This window comes from Pseudomonas sp. Q1, from assembly GCF_009935975.1.
GTDB lineage: Bacteria > Pseudomonadota > Gammaproteobacteria > Pseudomonadales > Pseudomonadaceae > Aquipseudomonas > Aquipseudomonas palleroniana.
In genome coordinates this window covers 24,829-41,293 of the sequence record NZ_QODI01000013.1, presented here as the reverse complement: position 1 = coordinate 41,293, position 16,465 = coordinate 24,829, and the positions used below count along the sequence as shown (strand labels likewise).

Annotated in this window: 16 protein-coding genes; 2 read left to right on the top strand and 14 right to left on the bottom strand. The window is 61.0% G+C overall.

Annotated elements, in window-relative coordinates:
• Positions 1-2 precede the first annotated feature (2 nt).
• From DK870_RS20575 to DK870_RS20525, 11 genes are all read right to left on the bottom strand, one after another.
• Complete coding sequence (locus DK870_RS20575; protein ID WP_104994591.1) at positions 3-992, bottom strand: DNA polymerase III subunit delta'; 990 nt, start codon at positions 990-992, stop codon at positions 3-5.
• The gene (gene tmk, locus DK870_RS20570) at positions 985-1,617 is read right to left on the bottom strand and encodes a dTMP kinase (protein ID WP_104994592.1); all 633 of its coding nucleotides are present in this window, start codon (positions 1,615-1,617) and stop codon (positions 985-987) included. The genes DK870_RS20575 and tmk overlap by 8 nt, the downstream gene beginning before the upstream one ends.
• A gap of 19 nt (positions 1,618-1,636) precedes the next feature.
• A complete protein-coding gene (gene mltG / locus DK870_RS20565; RefSeq protein WP_060756302.1) occupies positions 1,637-2,758 on the bottom strand; it encodes an endolytic transglycosylase MltG in 1,122 nt (373 codons plus the stop codon).
• 1 nt (position 2,759) lies between these two features.
• Positions 2,760-3,575, bottom strand: a complete 816-nt coding sequence (gene pabC / locus DK870_RS20560; protein ID WP_104994594.1) for an aminodeoxychorismate lyase — start codon at positions 3,573-3,575, stop codon at positions 2,760-2,762.
• Positions 3,575-4,819, bottom strand: coding sequence for a beta-ketoacyl-ACP synthase II (gene fabF / locus DK870_RS20555; RefSeq protein ID WP_060756304.1), 1,245 nt, complete (start codon positions 4,817-4,819; stop codon positions 3,575-3,577). Before fabF ends, pabC begins: the two co-directional genes overlap by 1 nt.
• A gap of 128 nt (positions 4,820-4,947) precedes the next feature.
• Positions 4,948-5,184: an acyl carrier protein gene (gene acpP, locus DK870_RS20550; protein WP_007987170.1), complete on the bottom strand. Its 237-nt coding sequence runs from the start codon at positions 5,182-5,184 to the stop codon at positions 4,948-4,950.
• Positions 5,185-5,375: 191 nt separating this feature from the next.
• A complete protein-coding gene (fabG, locus tag DK870_RS20545; RefSeq protein WP_060756305.1) occupies positions 5,376-6,119 on the bottom strand; it encodes a 3-oxoacyl-ACP reductase FabG in 744 nt (247 codons plus the stop codon).
• A 24-nt stretch (positions 6,120-6,143) separates the two neighbouring features.
• A complete protein-coding gene (fabD, locus tag DK870_RS20540; protein ID WP_060756306.1) occupies positions 6,144-7,082 on the bottom strand; it encodes an ACP S-malonyltransferase in 939 nt (312 codons plus the stop codon).
• A gap of 127 nt (positions 7,083-7,209) precedes the next feature.
• The gene (plsX, locus tag DK870_RS20535; RefSeq protein WP_161549527.1) at positions 7,210-8,220 is read right to left on the bottom strand and encodes a phosphate acyltransferase PlsX; all 1,011 of its coding nucleotides are present in this window, start codon (positions 8,218-8,220) and stop codon (positions 7,210-7,212) included.
• Positions 8,221-8,224: 4 nt separating this feature from the next.
• On the bottom strand, positions 8,225-8,407 hold the full coding sequence (gene rpmF, locus DK870_RS20530) for a 50S ribosomal protein L32 (protein ID WP_003179396.1): 183 nt from the start codon (positions 8,405-8,407) through the stop codon (positions 8,225-8,227).
• 13 nt (positions 8,408-8,420) lie between these two features.
• Positions 8,421-8,951: a YceD family protein gene (locus DK870_RS20525; RefSeq protein ID WP_090369098.1), complete on the bottom strand. Its 531-nt coding sequence runs from the start codon at positions 8,949-8,951 to the stop codon at positions 8,421-8,423.
• A gap of 105 nt (positions 8,952-9,056) precedes the next feature.
• On the opposite strand from DK870_RS20525, the gene DK870_RS20520 reads away from it, so the two are divergent.
• Positions 9,057-9,635 carry a nucleoside triphosphate pyrophosphatase gene (locus tag DK870_RS20520; RefSeq protein WP_060756309.1) on the top strand — a complete coding sequence of 193 codons (579 nt, stop codon included), beginning with the start codon at positions 9,057-9,059 and terminating at the stop codon, positions 9,633-9,635.
• Positions 9,636-9,767: 132 nt separating this feature from the next.
• Here the strand turns inward: DK870_RS20520 and DK870_RS20515 are convergent, their stop codons facing one another.
• The 3 genes from DK870_RS20515 to rluC are packed head-to-tail and all read right to left on the bottom strand — an operon-like array spanning position 9,768 to position 12,381.
• On the bottom strand, positions 9,768-10,751 hold the full coding sequence (locus DK870_RS20515) for a S49 family peptidase (protein ID WP_060756310.1): 984 nt from the start codon (positions 10,749-10,751) through the stop codon (positions 9,768-9,770).
• Positions 10,752-10,772: 21 nt separating this feature from the next.
• The gene (locus DK870_RS20510) at positions 10,773-11,435 is read right to left on the bottom strand and encodes an HAD-IA family hydrolase (RefSeq protein ID WP_161549526.1); all 663 of its coding nucleotides are present in this window, start codon (positions 11,433-11,435) and stop codon (positions 10,773-10,775) included.
• On the bottom strand, positions 11,422-12,381 hold the full coding sequence (gene rluC, locus DK870_RS20505) for a 23S rRNA pseudouridine(955/2504/2580) synthase RluC (protein WP_060756312.1): 960 nt from the start codon (positions 12,379-12,381) through the stop codon (positions 11,422-11,424). Before rluC ends, DK870_RS20510 begins: the two co-directional genes overlap by 14 nt.
• Before the next feature lie 768 nt (positions 12,382-13,149).
• On the opposite strand from rluC, the gene rne reads away from it, so the two are divergent.
• Complete coding sequence (gene rne / locus DK870_RS20500) at positions 13,150-16,314, top strand: ribonuclease E (RefSeq protein ID WP_178126886.1); 3,165 nt, start codon at positions 13,150-13,152, stop codon at positions 16,312-16,314.
• The last annotated feature ends 151 nt before the right edge of the window (positions 16,315-16,465 follow it).

Sequence of the window (16,465 nt, the reverse complement as noted above, 5' to 3'; positions counted from 1 at the left end):
AATTAACGACGGCCGAGCAGACCGGCCCATTGCACCAGCAGCGCTTCGAGCAACAGCACACGGTTGAGGTTGGCCTTGCCGAGGACCTTCTGGCGCTGAGCGAGAATCCAGTCCTGGATATTCAGTACCTTGTCCTGCGCACTTTTCTGCGCGAGGTACTGCACAACTTTGCGCATATCGGGCAGCCCCAGGCCGCTTTCATCCTGGGTCAACTGGTAGCGCAGGATCAGGCTCGACCAGTCGCAGAACCAGTCGAACAGCAGCAGCAGGGGAACATCCTTCCAGGCGCTTTCAGCCAGCTGGGTGGCCGAGAGTTCCTGCTTGAGCAGTTTCTTCACCCCATCCACCACCAGCGCCCGCTGCTCACGCACGCCCTGGGCCTGCAGCTTGACGGCGGCCAAAGGGGAACCGGCGGCCAGGGTCAACAGCTCGACCCGCTCATCCGCGGAACAGTCCGGCAGTGCCTGCGCCAGCCACTCAAGGCTCATCGCCTCACTCGGCAATGGGCATGCCTGCTGCACGCAACGACTGCGAATGGTCGGCAGCAAACGGCTGGACTGATGGCTGACCAACAGCAGTACCGTATCGCCGGACGGTTCTTCCAGGCTCTTGAGCAAGGCGTTGGCGGCGTTGATGTTCATGGCCTCCACCGGCTCGATCAAGACCACCTTGCGCCCGCCCATCTGTGCGGTCTGCACCACGAAGCTGACGAGGTCGCGCACCTGGTCGACCTTGATCGCCTTGTCGGCTTCCTCGGGTTCCAGCAGGTAGTTATCCGGGTGGCTGCCTGCCTTTAGCAACAGGCAGGACTTGCATACGCCGCAGGCGTCCAGGTTGACCGGTTGCTGGCACAACAGGCTCGCCATCAAACGCTCGGCCAGATCACGCTTGCCGATACCTGCCGGCCCGTGCAGCAGGTAGGCGTGGGCGTGCTGGGCACGACCGGCCAATTGCTGCCAGAGGCTATCCTGCCAGGGGTAGGCTTCAGCCACGGGTGCGCTCCAGCAATGCAGGCAACAGCGCATCGATGGCGTGTTGCACTTGAGTCAGGGGCTGCGCCGCGTCCAGCAAATAGTAACGCGCAGGCTCGGCGGCGGCGCGCTTGAGGAACGCCGTGCGCACGGCATCAAAAAAGGTGCGGCCTTCCAGTTCGAAACGGTCCAGGCGACCACGGGCACTGGCCCGCGCCAGGCCGACTTCAACCGGCAGGTCGAACACCAGGGTCAGGTCAGGGCGCAAATCGCCTTGCACGAACGTTTCCAACGTGGCGATGCGCTCCACCGACAAACCCCGGCCGCCGCCCTGATAGGCATAGGTGGAGTCGGTGAAACGGTCGCAGATCACCACGGCACCGCGTGCCAGCGCCGGGCGAATCACTTCGGCCAGGTGCTGGGCACGGGCGGCGAATACCAGCAGTAGCTCGGTGTCCGGGTTCATCTGTTCTTCACCCGGCGCCAATAACACTTCACGAATGCGTTCGGCCAGCGGCGTGCCCCCTGGCTCACGGGTCAGCACAACCTCGATGCCCTCTGCGCGCAGCCGTTCGGCCAGGTAATCGCGATTGGTGCTTTTGCCGGCACCTTCCGGGCCTTCCAGGGTAATAAACAAGCCAGTCACAGGCAGTCCTTAGTCAGAGTCATTGCAGGCTTTGCGGCGCGGCGGTGTCCGGCGCGGGCTCAGTGGGCGCATCGGCCGGTGGCGTTGTGTCTTGCGGCGGCTTGACCACCGGCGCCGGGCTGGAGCGATAGTCGGCACGGCGCTTGAGTTGAAACTCACGCACGGCCGCATTATGCGCATCCAGGTCATCGGAAAAAATATGGCTGCCATCGCCACGCGCAACAAAATACAGGCTGCTACCCGGCACCGGGTTCAACGCCGCGTGGATGGCCTCGCGGCCGACCATGGCGATCGGCGTCGGCGGCAGGCCGGCGACCATGTAGGTGTTGTACGGGTTGGCCTCCTTGAGATGCGCCCGCGTCAGCTTGCCGGTGTAGCGTTCGCCCAGGCCGTAGATCACCGTCGGGTCGGTCTGCAGCAGCATGCCCATCTTCATGCGCCGCACGAACACCCCGGCAATCTGCCCCCGCTCCTCCGGCACCCCGGTCTCTTTCTCCACCAGCGAGGCCATGATCAGCGCTTGATAGGGATCGGTGTAAGGTGCATCGGCAGCCCGCTTGCTCCACTCCTGGGCGAGTACATCGTCCAGGCGGTTGTAGGCTTTTTTCAGGAATTCGACGTCGGTCATGCCGCGCACGAAGCGATAGGTGTCCGGGAAGAAGCGCCCTTCTGGAAACACGTCCGGGTGGCCGAGTTTTTCCATCACTTCCTTGTCGCTCAGGCCGGACAGGGTCTGCACAATTTTTTCGTGCTTGGCCAACGCCGCACGCACCTGGCGGAAATTCCAGCCTTCGACCAGCGTCAGGCTGTATTGCACCACTTCGCCACGCTGCCATAGACCGATCAAGCCTTCAGCAGTCAGGCCAGGGGTCATGCGGTATTCGCCGCTGTGCAGTGGCTGGCCGTCAAGGTTGAAACGCCAGTACAGGCGCAGCCAGAAGGCACCGTCAAGCACACCCTCGGCCTCCAGGCGATTGAAGGTGCCCGTCGGGGTTGCCCCGGCCGGTACATCCAGCAATTGCTCCTGGCTCAGCTTCAGGGGTTGTTTCAGGGCAGAATCGAGCTTCCAGGCCGAAAAGCCCAGCACAATGCCTGCCGAGACCAAGCCTATCAGCAGCAATAAAAGCAGTTTTCGTATCAACTCAAATATCCAATAGTGCGCGAACAATGCCCTGCAGTTTACGGGTGAGCGGCCCAACCGACCAGCTCATCGCAGCGCAGCCACGCACCGGCCAAATGCCATAAACGCTGTTGCACACAAACACTTCGTCAGCCTGCCGCAACTGCTCCAGGCTGATGTCGGCCACGGTAACCGGGAGGCCCAGTACCTGCGCCTGGGCCAAAACCTCAGCGCGCATGACCCCGGCAACCCCGCAACGATTCAGATCAGCGGTCAGCAACCCGCCGTCGCATACCAGGAACAGGTTGCTGAACACGCCTTCGATCACGCGACCGGACATATCCAGCATCAAACCTTCGGCATGCTCGGCGTCCTGCCACTCGGCGCGAGCGATCACCTGCTCCAGGCGGTTGAGGTGCTTGAGCCCTGCCAGTAATGGCTGTTCGGCCAAGCGGGTGGCGCACGGAAACAGGCGGACACCTTCAAGTCCATGGGCCGGGGGATAGGATGCGGGCGGACTGCCCTGCAAGATACGGCGCACGGGAGCACCAGGGTTGATGCCGTAACCGCGCAGGCTGTCGCCGCGGGTAAGGATCAACTTGAGAACGCCGTCGCCGAGGGCGGCGGCATACGCCAGCACTTCGCTGCGGATCAGTGACTGATCCGCAACCAGCGCCAACCGCCTGCACCCCTCATCCAGGCGTTGCAGGTGGCGGTCGAGCAACGCAGGTTGACCGGCCCTGACGGCGATGGTCTCGAACAGCCCGTCGCCATACGCCAGGCCGCGATCTTTCAGAGGCACGCTGCCCGCTGGCTGACCGTCGACCCAGCTGTGCATCACTCGGCGAACCGGCGGAACACCAGGGAACCGTTGGTGCCACCAAAACCGAACGAGTTGGAGATCGCCACATCGATCGGCATGGGTTGCGCTTCGTGGGGCACGAAGTTCAGGTCGCAACCTTCGTCCGGCTCATCGAGGTTGATGGTCGGCGGCGCGACCTGATCCTTGATGGCCATTACGCTGAAGATCGCCTCAACCGCGCCCGCCGCACCCAACAGGTGGCCGGTCATGGACTTGGTCGAGCTGACTGCCAGCTTGTAGGCGTGTTCGCCAAACACCGACTTGATCGCCTCGGCTTCCGCCAGGTCACCCGTCGGAGTCGAAGTGCCATGGGCATTGATGTACTGCACCTGGTTGGCATTGACCTTCGCGTCACGCAGGGCATTGGCGATGCAGCGGGCAGCACCGGCACCGTCGGACGGTGGCGAGGTCATGTGGTAGGCGTCACCGCTCATGCCGAAGCCGATCAGCTCGGCATAGATGGTGGCACCGCGCGCCTTGGCGTGCTCCAGCTCTTCCAGTACCAGGGCACCGGCGCCGTCGGACAGTACGAAACCGTCACGGCCCTTGTCCCACGGACGGCTGGCACGGGTCGGTTCGTCATTGCGGGTCGACAGTGCGCGAGACGCGCCAAAGCCGCCCATGCCCAGGCCGCAGGCCGCCATTTCGGCGCCGCCGGCGATCATCACGTCGGCTTCGTCATAGGCGATGTTGCGCGCCGCCATGCCGATGCAGTGCGTGCCGGTGGTGCACGCCGTGGCGATGGCGTAGTTAGGCCCCTGTGCCCCCAGATGGATGGACAGGAAACCGGAAATCATATTGATGATCGAGCCCGGCACGAAGAACGGTGAAATTCGACGAGGGCCGGAATCGTGCAATGTGCGGCTGGTTTCTTCGATATTGGTCAAACCGCCAATACCCGACCCCATGGCCACGCCGATGCGGTCACGGTTGGCGTCGGTGACTTCCAGGCCGGCGTTACGCACTGCCTGAAAACCGGCTGCCAGGCCGTATTGAATGAACAGGTCGAGCTTGCGGGATTCCTTGACCGAGAGGTACTCCTCGACATTGAAACCCTTTACCGAGCCGCCAAAACGGGTGGAATAGGCAGAAAGGTCCGTGTGTTCGATCAGACCAATACCACTGCGGCCAGCCAGAATGCCCTGCCAACTGCTCGGCACATCCGTGCCCAGTGGCGACAACATACCCATACCGGTGACTACGACGCGTCTACGCGACACAGCACTCTCCTTTTTCTAATGACGACACTTTTGCTTCATCGCTTACTTTTCATCAGAGCTAAAGAAAAAACCGCACGCCGTTACAGCAGTGCGGTTTTTCCCTGACAGCAAGCGACGACTACAAACTATTACGCCTGGTGGGCAGTAACGTAGTCGATAGCAGCTTGAACAGTAGTGATTTTTTCAGCTTCTTCGTCCGGGATTTCGGTCTCGAATTCCTCTTCCAGAGCCATCACCAGCTCAACGGTGTCAAGGGAATCGGCACCCAGGTCTTCTACGAAGGAAGCAGTGTTGACCACTTCTTCTTCCTTAACGCCCAGTTGCTCGGCGACGATTTTCTTGACGCGCTCTTCGATGGTGCTCATACCTTGTTTAACTCCTAATGGACAAATTCAGGCAGCTGGCCAGTGGGTAAGTGTATAGAAAGCCATTTCAGCTTTTCAACTGAAAGCTTCACCCTGTACCCAGTCGGCCACCTGCCTATAAATTAAGTTGCAGCTTTATAACGGATTTTAGACAGCTCGTATGACATTTTTTTGAAGCGATCCGTCACAATTTAACTCATGTACATCCCGCCGTTCACCGGGATTGTAGCCCCAGTCACGTATGCCGCACCGTCGGATGCCAGGAAAGAGACCACATTCGCGATCTCTTGAGCCTGGCCCAGACGGCCCAGCGGAATCTGCGTCAGCAAGGCTTCACGCTGCGCCTCAGGCAGTTCACGGGTCATATCGGTGTCGATGAACCCAGGGGCCACCGAGTTGACCGTAATCGACCGCGAACCGACCTCACGCGCCAGTGCACGGCTGAAACCTTCCAGGCCGGCCTTGGCGGAGGCATAGTTTACTTGGCCTGCGTTGCCCATGGCACCCACTACGGAGCCAATATTGATAATTCGGCCCCAACGCGCCTTGGTCATGCCGCGCAAAACGCCCTTGGACAAGCGAAACAGACTGTTCAAGTTGGTGTCGACCACGTCGTACCACTCGTCGTCTTTCATGCGCATCATCAGGTTGTCGCGGGTGATGCCGGCGTTGTTTACCAGGATCGACGGAGCGCCGAACTGTGCAGTGATTTCAGCCAGTACGGCAGCCACGGACTCATCGCTGGTCACGTTCAGCTCAAGGCCAGTGCCCTGAACGCCGTTTTCCTTCAGGGTCGCGGCGATACGCTCGGCGCCCGAAGCGGAAGTGGCGGTGCCGATCACGACCGCGCCCTGACGGCCCAATTCCAGGGCGATCGCCTGGCCAATGCCACGGCTTGCGCCGGTGACCAGTGCAACTTTACCTTGCAGACTCATGCAGGCTTCTCCTAAGTGTGGGGATCAGGCCAGTGCCGCGCGCGCGGCAGCGAAGGCATCCGGGGTATTCAGGTTGGCAGTCGACACGCCGTCGGCACAGCGCTTGTTGAGGCCGGCCAGGACTTTGCCCGGGCCACACTCGACCAACTCGGTGGCGCCGTTGGCAGCCAGAGCCTGGACCGATTCAACCCAACGCACAGGCTTATAGAGCTGCTCCAGCAGGTCGCGCTTGAGGGTGCCGAGGTCGGCAGCCACGGCGGCGCTGACGTTCTGTACCAGCGGAATCTGCGGCGCCTGCCAGTCGATCGCATTGATGGACTCGGCAAAACGCTCGGCGGCCGGGCGCATCAGCTCGCAGTGGGACGGCACGCTCACCGGCAAGGGTAGCGCACGCTTGGCGCCACGGGCCTTGCAACCTTCGATGGCGCGCTCAACGGCAGCCTTGGCGCCGGCGATCACCACCTGGCCCGGGGAGTTGAAGTTGACCGCACTGACCACTTCGCCCTGGGCGGCTTCGGCGCAAGCCTCGATCACCACAGCATCGTCCAGGCCCAGGATCGCGGCCATGCCGCCCTGCCCGGCCGGAACGGCTTCTTGCATCAACTGCCCCCGACGCTCGACCAACTTGACCGCTTCGGCCAGGGTCAAGCTGCCCGCGGCAACCAATGCACTGTATTCACCCAGGCTGTGGCCGGCAACGAATGCCGGGCGCGCGCCACCTTCTGCCAACCACAAGCGCCACAGGGCGATCGAAGCGGTCAGGATGGCCGGCTGGGTTTTGTCGGTTTGATTGAGTTGCTCTTCCGGCCCTTGCTGGGTCAGTGCCCACAGGTCGTAACCCAGGGCATCGGAAGCTTCCTTGAAGGTTTCCAGAACCAGCGGATATTGCGCGCCCAGCTCGGCCAACATGCCGAGGGACTGCGAACCCTGCCCTGGAAAGACGAATGCGAGGGATGTAGACATGTAACAAGCCCCTAATGATCTGGTCGTCAAAAAATGGTCGCTCCTACGGTGGGAGCGAACGAAACTGACAGATTGGATGGTCAATTGAACTGGCCGGTCACATTTAAGCATTCCCGGGCCGATTCGCCTAAGACAACAAATCCTCAAGCCGGCCGTGCAAACGCTGCGGCAGGTTTTCCTGGATTTCGATCACCGCACGCGCAATCGCACTTTGAAAGCCTTCCACCCCCGCCGAGCCATGGCTTTTCACCACGATGCCCTGCAAACCGAGAAAGCTGGCGCCATTGTGCCGTGCCGGGGCCAGGTCAGCCTGCAAGCGGCGCATCAACGGCAACGCCAGGGCGCCGACCACACGCGACGCCAGGTTTCGCCTGAACAACGCTTCAATACGCGTGGCGATCATGGTCGCCAGGCCTTCGCTGGATTTAAGCAGGATATTGCCAACAAACCCATCGCATACCACTACATCCGCTTCGCCCCGGTACAAACCATCACCTTCGACAAAGCCGATGTAATTCAAGCCCCGCGCGCCCTGCAGCAACGTAGCCGCCAACTTGACCTGCTGGTTGCCCTTGATGTCTTCGGTGCCAATGTTCAGCAGGGCCACCCGCGGCCGGGCCACGCCCAGCGCTTCGGCGGCCACCGCGCCCATCACGGCGAACTGGAACAGGTGCTCGGCGCTGCAATCGACGTTCGCGCCCAGGTCCAGCAACTGGCAATAGCCCTTCTGCGTCGGAATTGCCGCCACCATCGCCGGCCGATCAATACCGGGCAGCGTCTTGAGCACATAGCGCGACAACGCCATCAAGGCCCCGGTGTTCCCCGCACTGACACAGGCTTGCACCTTGCCATCGCGTAACAGCTCCAGGGCCACCCGCATCGAGGAATCAGGTTTGCCACGCAAGGCGGTCGCAGGCTTTTCATCCATGCCGATGGTTTCGCTGGCCGGCGTAATCGTCAGGCGCGCGCGATCCACTGCCAGATGGCCAGCAATCAGTTCTTCAAGTAAGGAGGGTTGACCGACGAGGGTCAGGTGCAGCGAGGGCGTAGCAGACAGGCTGGCAATGCAAGCCTGAACAATGCTGCGGGGACCGAAGTCCCCGCCCATTGCGTCAATCGCGATGACTTGAGCAGACAAGTGATTACTCGTCAGCGCCCTTGTCGATCACTTTACGGCCACGGTAAACGCCTTCTGGCGATACGTGGTGACGCAGGTGAACTTCACCGGTGGTCTTTTCTACGGACAGGGTGCTTGCCTCGAGAGCGTCGTGCGAACGGCGCATGTCACGGGCGGAGCGGGATTTTTTGTTCTGCTGAACAGCCATAATTGATTAACTCCTAAACGTTTGGGTCACGCTTTAACTGCGCCAATACACTGAACGGGTTGGACCGCGTTACCTCGTCCTCGCTCGGTTCGGGCTCGTCATCGAGGCCCGCCGGCTGCTGGCATTCTTCCGGATGATGAGCAGGCACAATGGGCAAGGCGAGCAAAAGCTCCTCCTCGATCAGTGCATGCAGATCCAAAGGATCTTCGCCCAGTTCCAGCACGTCATAACCTTTCGGCAACGACTGGGTATTCGCACCCTCCTTCACCACAGCATAACTGCACTCGCTGTGGATCGGCAGGGTGACCAGCTCAAGACAACGCTGGCAAACCATTTTGACTTCGGTGTCGATAAAACTGTGGATTACCACAGCCTTACGCTCATCTCGTTCAAAAACGAATTTGGCCTGCACCGTACCGACAGTGTCGGAAAGCGGGTCGCAGAGTCTCTCCAAATCGGCCAGCGGCAATTCACCTTGAAGGGAAGTGCCACGATCTGCCAATTTGCGCGGGTCAACGTGAGGTGGAATCGGGTCATTCAACATAGGCGCAGCATTATAGGGATGCACCCAGCCATGTCAAAGGAAATTCAGCCCTGTGCGTCAGCCGGTCGCCCCGCTAGAATCGGCGACTGCCTTGAGGAGACGTCCATGCTGCCTTTATTACTCGCATCCAGCTCGGTTTATCGCCGGGAATTGCTGAGCCGACTGCACCTGCCGTTCATCTGCAGCTCGCCGGATATCGACGAAACCCCTCACGCAAATGAGTCCGCCGTGGCGCTGGTCAAGCGCCTGGCCGAAGACAAGGCCCGCGCCCTCGCCACTACCCACACAGGGCACCTGATCATCGGTTCGGACCAGGTAGCCGCGCTTGACGGCCAGATCATCGGCAAACCGCACACCTTCGAGAAGGCTCGCGAACAGTTGCTGGCGGCCAGCGGCAAGCGCGTCAGCTTCCTCACCGGCCTGGCGCTGCTCAACAGCCAAACCGGGCAGTGCCAGGTGGATTGCGTGCCGTTTACCGTGCACATGCGTGTCCTGGACGCGGAGCGCATCGAACGCTACCTGCGGATCGAGCAGCCGTATGATTGCGCAGGCAGCTTCAAAGCCGAGGGTTTGGGCGTGAGTTTGTTTCAGAGCACAGAAGGGCCGGATGCGACGAGCTTAGTGGGCCTGCCGCTGATCCGACTGGTGGACATGCTGCTGGCCGAAGGCGTACAGATCCCCTGACAACACCACAAAACCACTGTGGGAGGGGGCTTGCTCCCGATTGCAGTGGGTCAGCTACAAATAAAGTGACTGATACACCGCTATCGGGAGCAAGCCCCCTCCCACATTTTAAGCTGCATACACCTGGAGGTATCAGCGCAAAGTCGGACCCTGGAAGCCCATATACAAGGCCAGCTTCTCCGCCACACTGGCACCGAGCTTCTTGGAGAACCGATCGAACGGTGATTCCTCAACCGTAAAATCTACCAACTCCTTCTCACCCACCACATCCCGCGCCACCGAACTGGCACTGCCCAACCCATCGATCAAGCCCAGCGGCAATGCCTGCTCGCCAGACCACACCAACCCGGAGAACAGCTCCGGATGGTCCTTATCCTTCAGGCGATCACCACGCCCCTGCTTCACACTGGCAATGAACTGACGATGAGTGGTGTCGAGCACGCCCTGCCAGAACTGGGTTTCATCGGCTTTTTGCGGCTGAAACGGGTCCAGAAACGCCTTGTGCTCACCCGAGGTATAGGTGCGACGCTCCACACCCAGCTTCTCCATGGTGCCGACAAAGCCGTAACCGGCAGCCGTCACACCAATGGAACCGACCAGACTGGCCTTATCGGCGTAGATCTGATCAGCGGCGCTGGCGATGTAATAAGCCCCCGAGGCGCCCAGGTCGGCGATCACTGCGTACAGCTTGGTATCCGGATGCAGCGTGCGCAGGCGGCGAATCTCGTCATACACGTAGCCTGATTGCACAGGGCTGCCGCCCGGGCTGTTGATGCGCAGGATCACGGCCTTGACCTTGGGATCTTCGAACGCAGCGCGCAGGCTGCTGACAATGTTGTCGGCGCTGGCCGACTCCTTGTCGGCTATCACCCCACGCACTTCGATCAGCGCAGTGTAGTGACTGCCACGGGTAGCGCTCTTTTCCACGTCCATCAAAGGACTGAACAGCGCCAGCATGGCGAGCAGGTAAACAAAGGTCAGCAATTTGAAGAAAATACCCCAACGCCTTGAACGACGCTGCTCCTGAACACTGGCCAGCAGCGTCTTCTCCAACAGCTTCCAGCTTTTATCGTCGCTGCTTTCGGCCTTTTCGGGCGCTTTCCACTCGTCACTCATGCCATCAACCCCAGCAAAGACTTATCGGGCCTGACCGAGCCAGGCCTGCAATTCAGAAAAATGATCAATCATCAGCCTCGGCTCGTAGGGCTGCAAGGCCTCGGCCGACTGGGCACCATAGCTGACGGCCACACTGTCCATCCCGGCATTGCGCGCCATCATCAAGTCAAAGGATGCATCACCCACCATCAACGCCTGGCGCGGCGCTACACCACAGTGAGCCAGGATCTGCTCCAGCATCAGAGGGTGAGGCTTGCTGGCAGTTTCATCCGCAGCGCGGGTGATATCGAAATAATCCTCAAAGCCATGGGCCTTGAGCACACGATCGAGCCCGCGCCGGGCCTTGCCGGTCGCCACGGCGAGGTGATAGCCCTCGGCGCGAAAGGTCTCGAGGGATTGCCGCACGCCATCAAATAGCGGCGAAGGCTGCGCCTCCAAGGCAATATAATGATCGGCGTAGTGCTGGCGAAACGCGATCAGTTCTTGATCGTCGATCTCCGGATACAACGTGCGTATTGCCTCAGGCAAGCCCAGGCCGATGATGCCCTTGACCGCCAGGTCGCTGCACAGCGCAAAGCCGGAACGGGTCGAGGCCATGTGCATGGACTCGACAATGCGGCCAATGGAGTCAGCCAGCGTGCCATCCCAATCAAAGATCAGCAGCTTGTAGTCAGGGTGCGGCACTCAAACGCTCCACGGTCTGGGCCCACATCTCGTCGACCGGCGCCTGCAACTTCAGCTCGCCACCGTCCGGCAGCGGCACGGTCAGCATGTAGGCGTGCAGGAACAGGCGCTTGCCGCCCAGGTCGCGGATTTCCTTGGAGAAATCTTCGTCCCCGTACTTGGTGTCACCCGCAATACAGTGGCCCGCGTGCAAGGTATGCACGCGAATCTGGTGGGTACGCCCGGTCACCGGCTTGGCCTCGACCATGGTGGCGAAGTCGCCGAAACGGCGTAGCACCTTGAACAGAGTCAGCGCCTCCTTGCCCTCCTCGTCCACTTCGACCATCCGTTCGCCGGAGCGCAGATTGCTCTTCTGCAACGGCGCCCGGACGCTCTTGAGGGAGCTGGCCCAGTGGCCGCGCACCAGCGCCATATAGCGCTTGTCCACACCGTCACCCCGCAGGGCGGTGTGCAAGTGACGCAACATGCTGCGTTTCTTGGCGATCATCAGCAGGCCGGAGGTGTCACGGTCCAGGCGATGAACCAGTTCCAGTTCCTTGGCATCCGGGCGCAACTGACGAAAGGCTTCGATGACCCCGAAATTCAGGCCGCTGCCACCGTGGACCGCAATGCCACACGGCTTGTTGATCACGATCAGCTTGTTGTCTTCGAAGACAATCGAGGCTTCCAGGCGCTGCAACAAACCCTGGGCCAACGGCACAGGTTCGTCACGCTCCGGCACGCGAACCGGCGGCACACGGACGATATCGCCCGCCTGCAGCTTGTACTCGGGCTTGATCCGGCCCTTGTTCACGCGCACTTCACCTTTTCGCAAGATGCGGTAAATCAAGGTCTTGGGCACGCCTTTGAGCCTGGCCAGGAGAAAATTGTCGATGCGTTGGCCGGCATATTCCGGCGAGACCTCAAGCAGCTGGACGCTGGGGGTCTGGGGGGCGGTAGTCGTCATGGCGGCGATGATAACAATTTTTTATGGAATTGAAGCACTTAATCATTACTGCTATAGTCGCGAACGCCGCCAAAAGCGGCCTGGCCAGAGGACTTGCGGCAAACTGCCGGCCCTGACCATCGCAATTCATCAGGACGCGAGGCCGTCCTACGGGGCTTTCGCCACGTTGGAAGACTCGGGATTGTAACAAGCGCAGGTGACATGAGGCCTGAAGCGAGTGCAGAAAGCAGAGTGAATACTCGCGTTTTGCGCCGATATTTACGGCCAGTTCACAAAGTGCAGTCAGTCTTGAGCCAGACCATGGCGAATGCTTCGGAAATAACGCCTGTTAAGAGCTGAGTGAGAGCGCAATCGCCCACACCCAGTCCTGTTTAGCCATGAGCGTGAACTCCCCATTGGAGAACACGGTAAATGCCAACCCGCTGCGGATTCTGCGCGCGGCAGCACCCGAATTATCAGGGATACGTGTAGGGTGGAGATGCACAACCGTCGGACCGTGTAGCACTAGGCTTATATTTAGACGCTTCATCTCGTCCACAGTCGCCGGTTGATTCCTCCTCCTGACCTTAGCTTTTGTTGAAGTGGTGCCTTTGTCACCACCGCTAACAAGCAGGACGCGTCCGTCGCGATACCGGCCCAATTGGCTGGTGTTTGCTGGACACTGGAGTGGCCAACCACTCTTGACGCACCTGACACCGACCGTGAGAAGTCGTGTGTGCCGAACGCCGTTTCCGGCAGCCCGGAAACCGACGGTACAACATGAAAAGAATGCTGATTAACGCAACTCAACCCGAAGAGTTGCGTGTTGCACTGGTAGATGGCCAACGCCTCTACGACCTGGACATCGAATCCGGTGCACGCGAGCAAAAGAAGGCCAACATCTATAAAGGCCGTATTACTCGCATCGAACCAAGCCTTGAGGCTGCCTTTGTCGACTTCGGCTCCGAGCGCCACGGCTTCCTGCCCCTCAAGGAAATCTCCCGCGAATACTTCAAGAAAGCTCCTGAAGGCCGCGTGAACATCAAGGACGTCCTGAGCGAAGGCCAGGAAGTCATCGTCCAGGTCGAGAAAGAAGAACGTGGCAACAAGGGCGCCGCCCTGACCACCTTCATCAGCCTGGCCGGCCGTTACCTGGTCCTGATGCCGAACAACCCACGTGCCGGCGGCATTTCCCGTCGCATCGAAGGCGAAGAGCGCAACGAACTGCGTGAAGCGCTGAACGGCCTGATCGCCCCGGCCGACATGGGCCTGATCGTGCGCACTGCCGGCCTGGGCCGCAGCAGCGAAGAAATGCAGTGGGACCTCGACTACCTGCTGCAACTGTGGACCGCCATCAAAGAAGCGTCCCTGGATCGTTCCGCGCCGTTCCTGATCTACCAGGAAAGCAACGTGATCATCCGCGCCATCCGCGATTACCTGCGCCAGGACATCGGCGAAGTGCTGATCGACAGCGTTGAAGCCCAGGACGAAGCCCTGACCTTCATCCGCCAGGTGATGCCGCAGTACGCCAGCAAGATCAAGCTGTACGAAGACAGCGTGCCGCTGTTCAACCGTTTCCAGATCGAAAGCCAGATCGAGACCGCCTTCCAGCGCGTGGTCGAACTGCCTTCCGGCGGCTCCATCGTGATCGACCCGACCGAAGCCCTGGTGTCCATCGACATCAACTCGGCGCGCGCCACGAAAGGTAGCGACATCGAAGAAACCGCCCTGCAGACCAACCTGGAAGCGGCTGAAGAAATCGCCCGCCAGTTGCGCCTGCGTGATATCGGCGGCCTGATCGTGATCGACTTCATCGACATGACCCCCGCCAAGAACCAGCGCGCCGTGGAAGAGAAAGTCCGCGAATGCCTGGAAGCTGACCGCGCCCGCGTACAGGTCGGCCGCATCTCGCGCTTCGGCCTGCTGGAAATGTCCCGTCAGCGCCTGCGTCCGTCCCTGGGCGAAAGCAGCGGCATCGTCTGCCCGCGCTGCAACGGCACCGGCATCATCCGTGACGTTGAATCGCTGTCCCTGGCGATCCTGCGCCTGATCGAAGAAGAAGCCCTGAAAGACCGCACCGCCGAAGTCCGCGCCCAGGTGCCGATCCCGGTCGCCGCATTCCTGCTCAATGAAAAACGCAACTCGATCACCAAGATCGAACTGCGCACCCGTGCCCGTATCGTGATCCTGCCGAACGATCACCTGGAAACGCCGCACTTCGAAGTGCAGCGCCTGCGTGACGACAGCCCGGAAGCCCACAACAACCAGTCCAGCTACGAAATCGCGGCTGCCGCTGCCGAAGTGGAAGAAGTCCAGCCGGCTGCCGCGACGCGCACCCTGGTTCGCCAGGAAGCTGCCGTGAAGACTGCACCGGCGCGTGCCAATGCACCGGTTCCGACTGAAGCGGCTGCCCCGGTTGCTGCTCCAGCCGCCCTGCCTGAGCCGAGCCTGTTCAAAGGCCTGGTGAAATCGCTGGTCAGCCTGTTCGCCACCAAGGAAGAGCCTGCTGCTCCGGTTGTGGTTGAAAAACCGGCCACCGAACGTCCGGCGCGCAACGAAGAACGTCGCAACGGCCGCCAGCAGAGCCGTAACCGCAACGGTCGTCGTGATGAAGAGCGCAAGCCACGCGAAGAACGTGCACCGCGTGAAGAACGCGCGCCACGTGAAGAGCGTGCACCTCGCGAAGCCCGTGAAGAAACCCCGACCGTAGCCCGCGAAGAACGCGCACCGCGTGAAGAGCGTGCACCGCGCACGCCACGTGCACCGCGTGAAGATCGCAAGCCACGTGGCGAGCGTGAAGAACGCGTGCGTGAACTGCGCGAACCGCTGGACGCAGCGCCAGCCGCTGCCGCTGCCGGTGCTGCGGTTGTCGCCGAAGAGCGCCCGGCTCGCCAGCCACGTGAAGAGCGTGCGCCTCGTGAGGAGCGCCAACCACGCCCACCGCGTGAAGAGCGTCAACCACGTGCCGAACAAGCCGCTGCCGCCAGCGAAGAAGAAGTCCTGAACGGCGAAGAGCAACTGCAGGAAGACGGCCAGGACAACGCCGAAGGCGATCGTCCACGCCGCCGCTCCCGTGGCCAGCGTCGTCGCAGCAACCGTCGTGAGCGTCAACGCGATGCCAATGGCAATGTGATCGAAGGCTCGGAAGAAGCCGGCGAGAACGCCGAAGCCGCTACCAGCGAGCCGACGGGCGCCGAACTGGCTGCCGGCCTGGCCGTGACTGCCGCCGTGGCCAGCTCGGTCATCAGCGCACCTGCTGAAGCCCAGGCTCACGAACAGGCTGAACGCGCAACTGCTGCTGTTGAAGAAACTGCCGTTGTTGAAGCACCTGCTGCCCAGACCTCAGTGGTTGAAGCGCCGGTTGTTGAAGCACCTGTTGCTGAAGCACCTGTCGTAGAAGCACCAGTAGTCGAAGCCACTACCCCAATCGAAGCTCCGGTTGTTCCGGAAGTGGAAGTTGCCCAGGCTCCTGAAGCCCAGCCAGAAGCAGAAGTGGCGGCTGTTGAGCCGACACCTGTAGCTGAGCCTGAGCCAGTGGTCGAGGCTGCTGTTGAAGCTCCAGTTGTTGAAGCGGCTCCGGAAGTACGAGAAGTTCGCGAAGAACAGACCGCCTTCCAATGGACTGCCGAGCCAACTGCTCCGGTTGAAGCGCCAACGCCTGCCCCTGCGGTAGAAGAAGCGTCGGAACCGGTTGCCGAAGTCGTGGCTGCCGAGCCAGCCCCAGTGGTTCAGCCTGCTCCGGTCGTAGAACCTGCAGCAGTGGTTGAGGCGCCGGTAGCTGCCGAAGTGGCTGCCCCTGTGGTTGAAGCCGCACCGGTCAGCGCCCTGACCGAAAACGGCCGTGCACCGAACGACCCACGTGAAGTGCGCCGTCGTCGCAAGGAAGCTGAAGCCGCGGCAGCAGCTGCTGCCGCAGCACAGGAAGCAGAGCACGAGAGCAAACCTCTCGCCTGATTCCAGCCGCCACAAGAAAGCCCCGCCTGAGTGATCAGGCGGGGCTTTTTTATGTGATCTGTCCCGTCCTGAATAAGGCTTAACGCGGTCATTGTGGGAGGGGGCTTGCTCCCGATGGACTGCGTAGCAGGCCCATTTTTGAGGCCGCTGC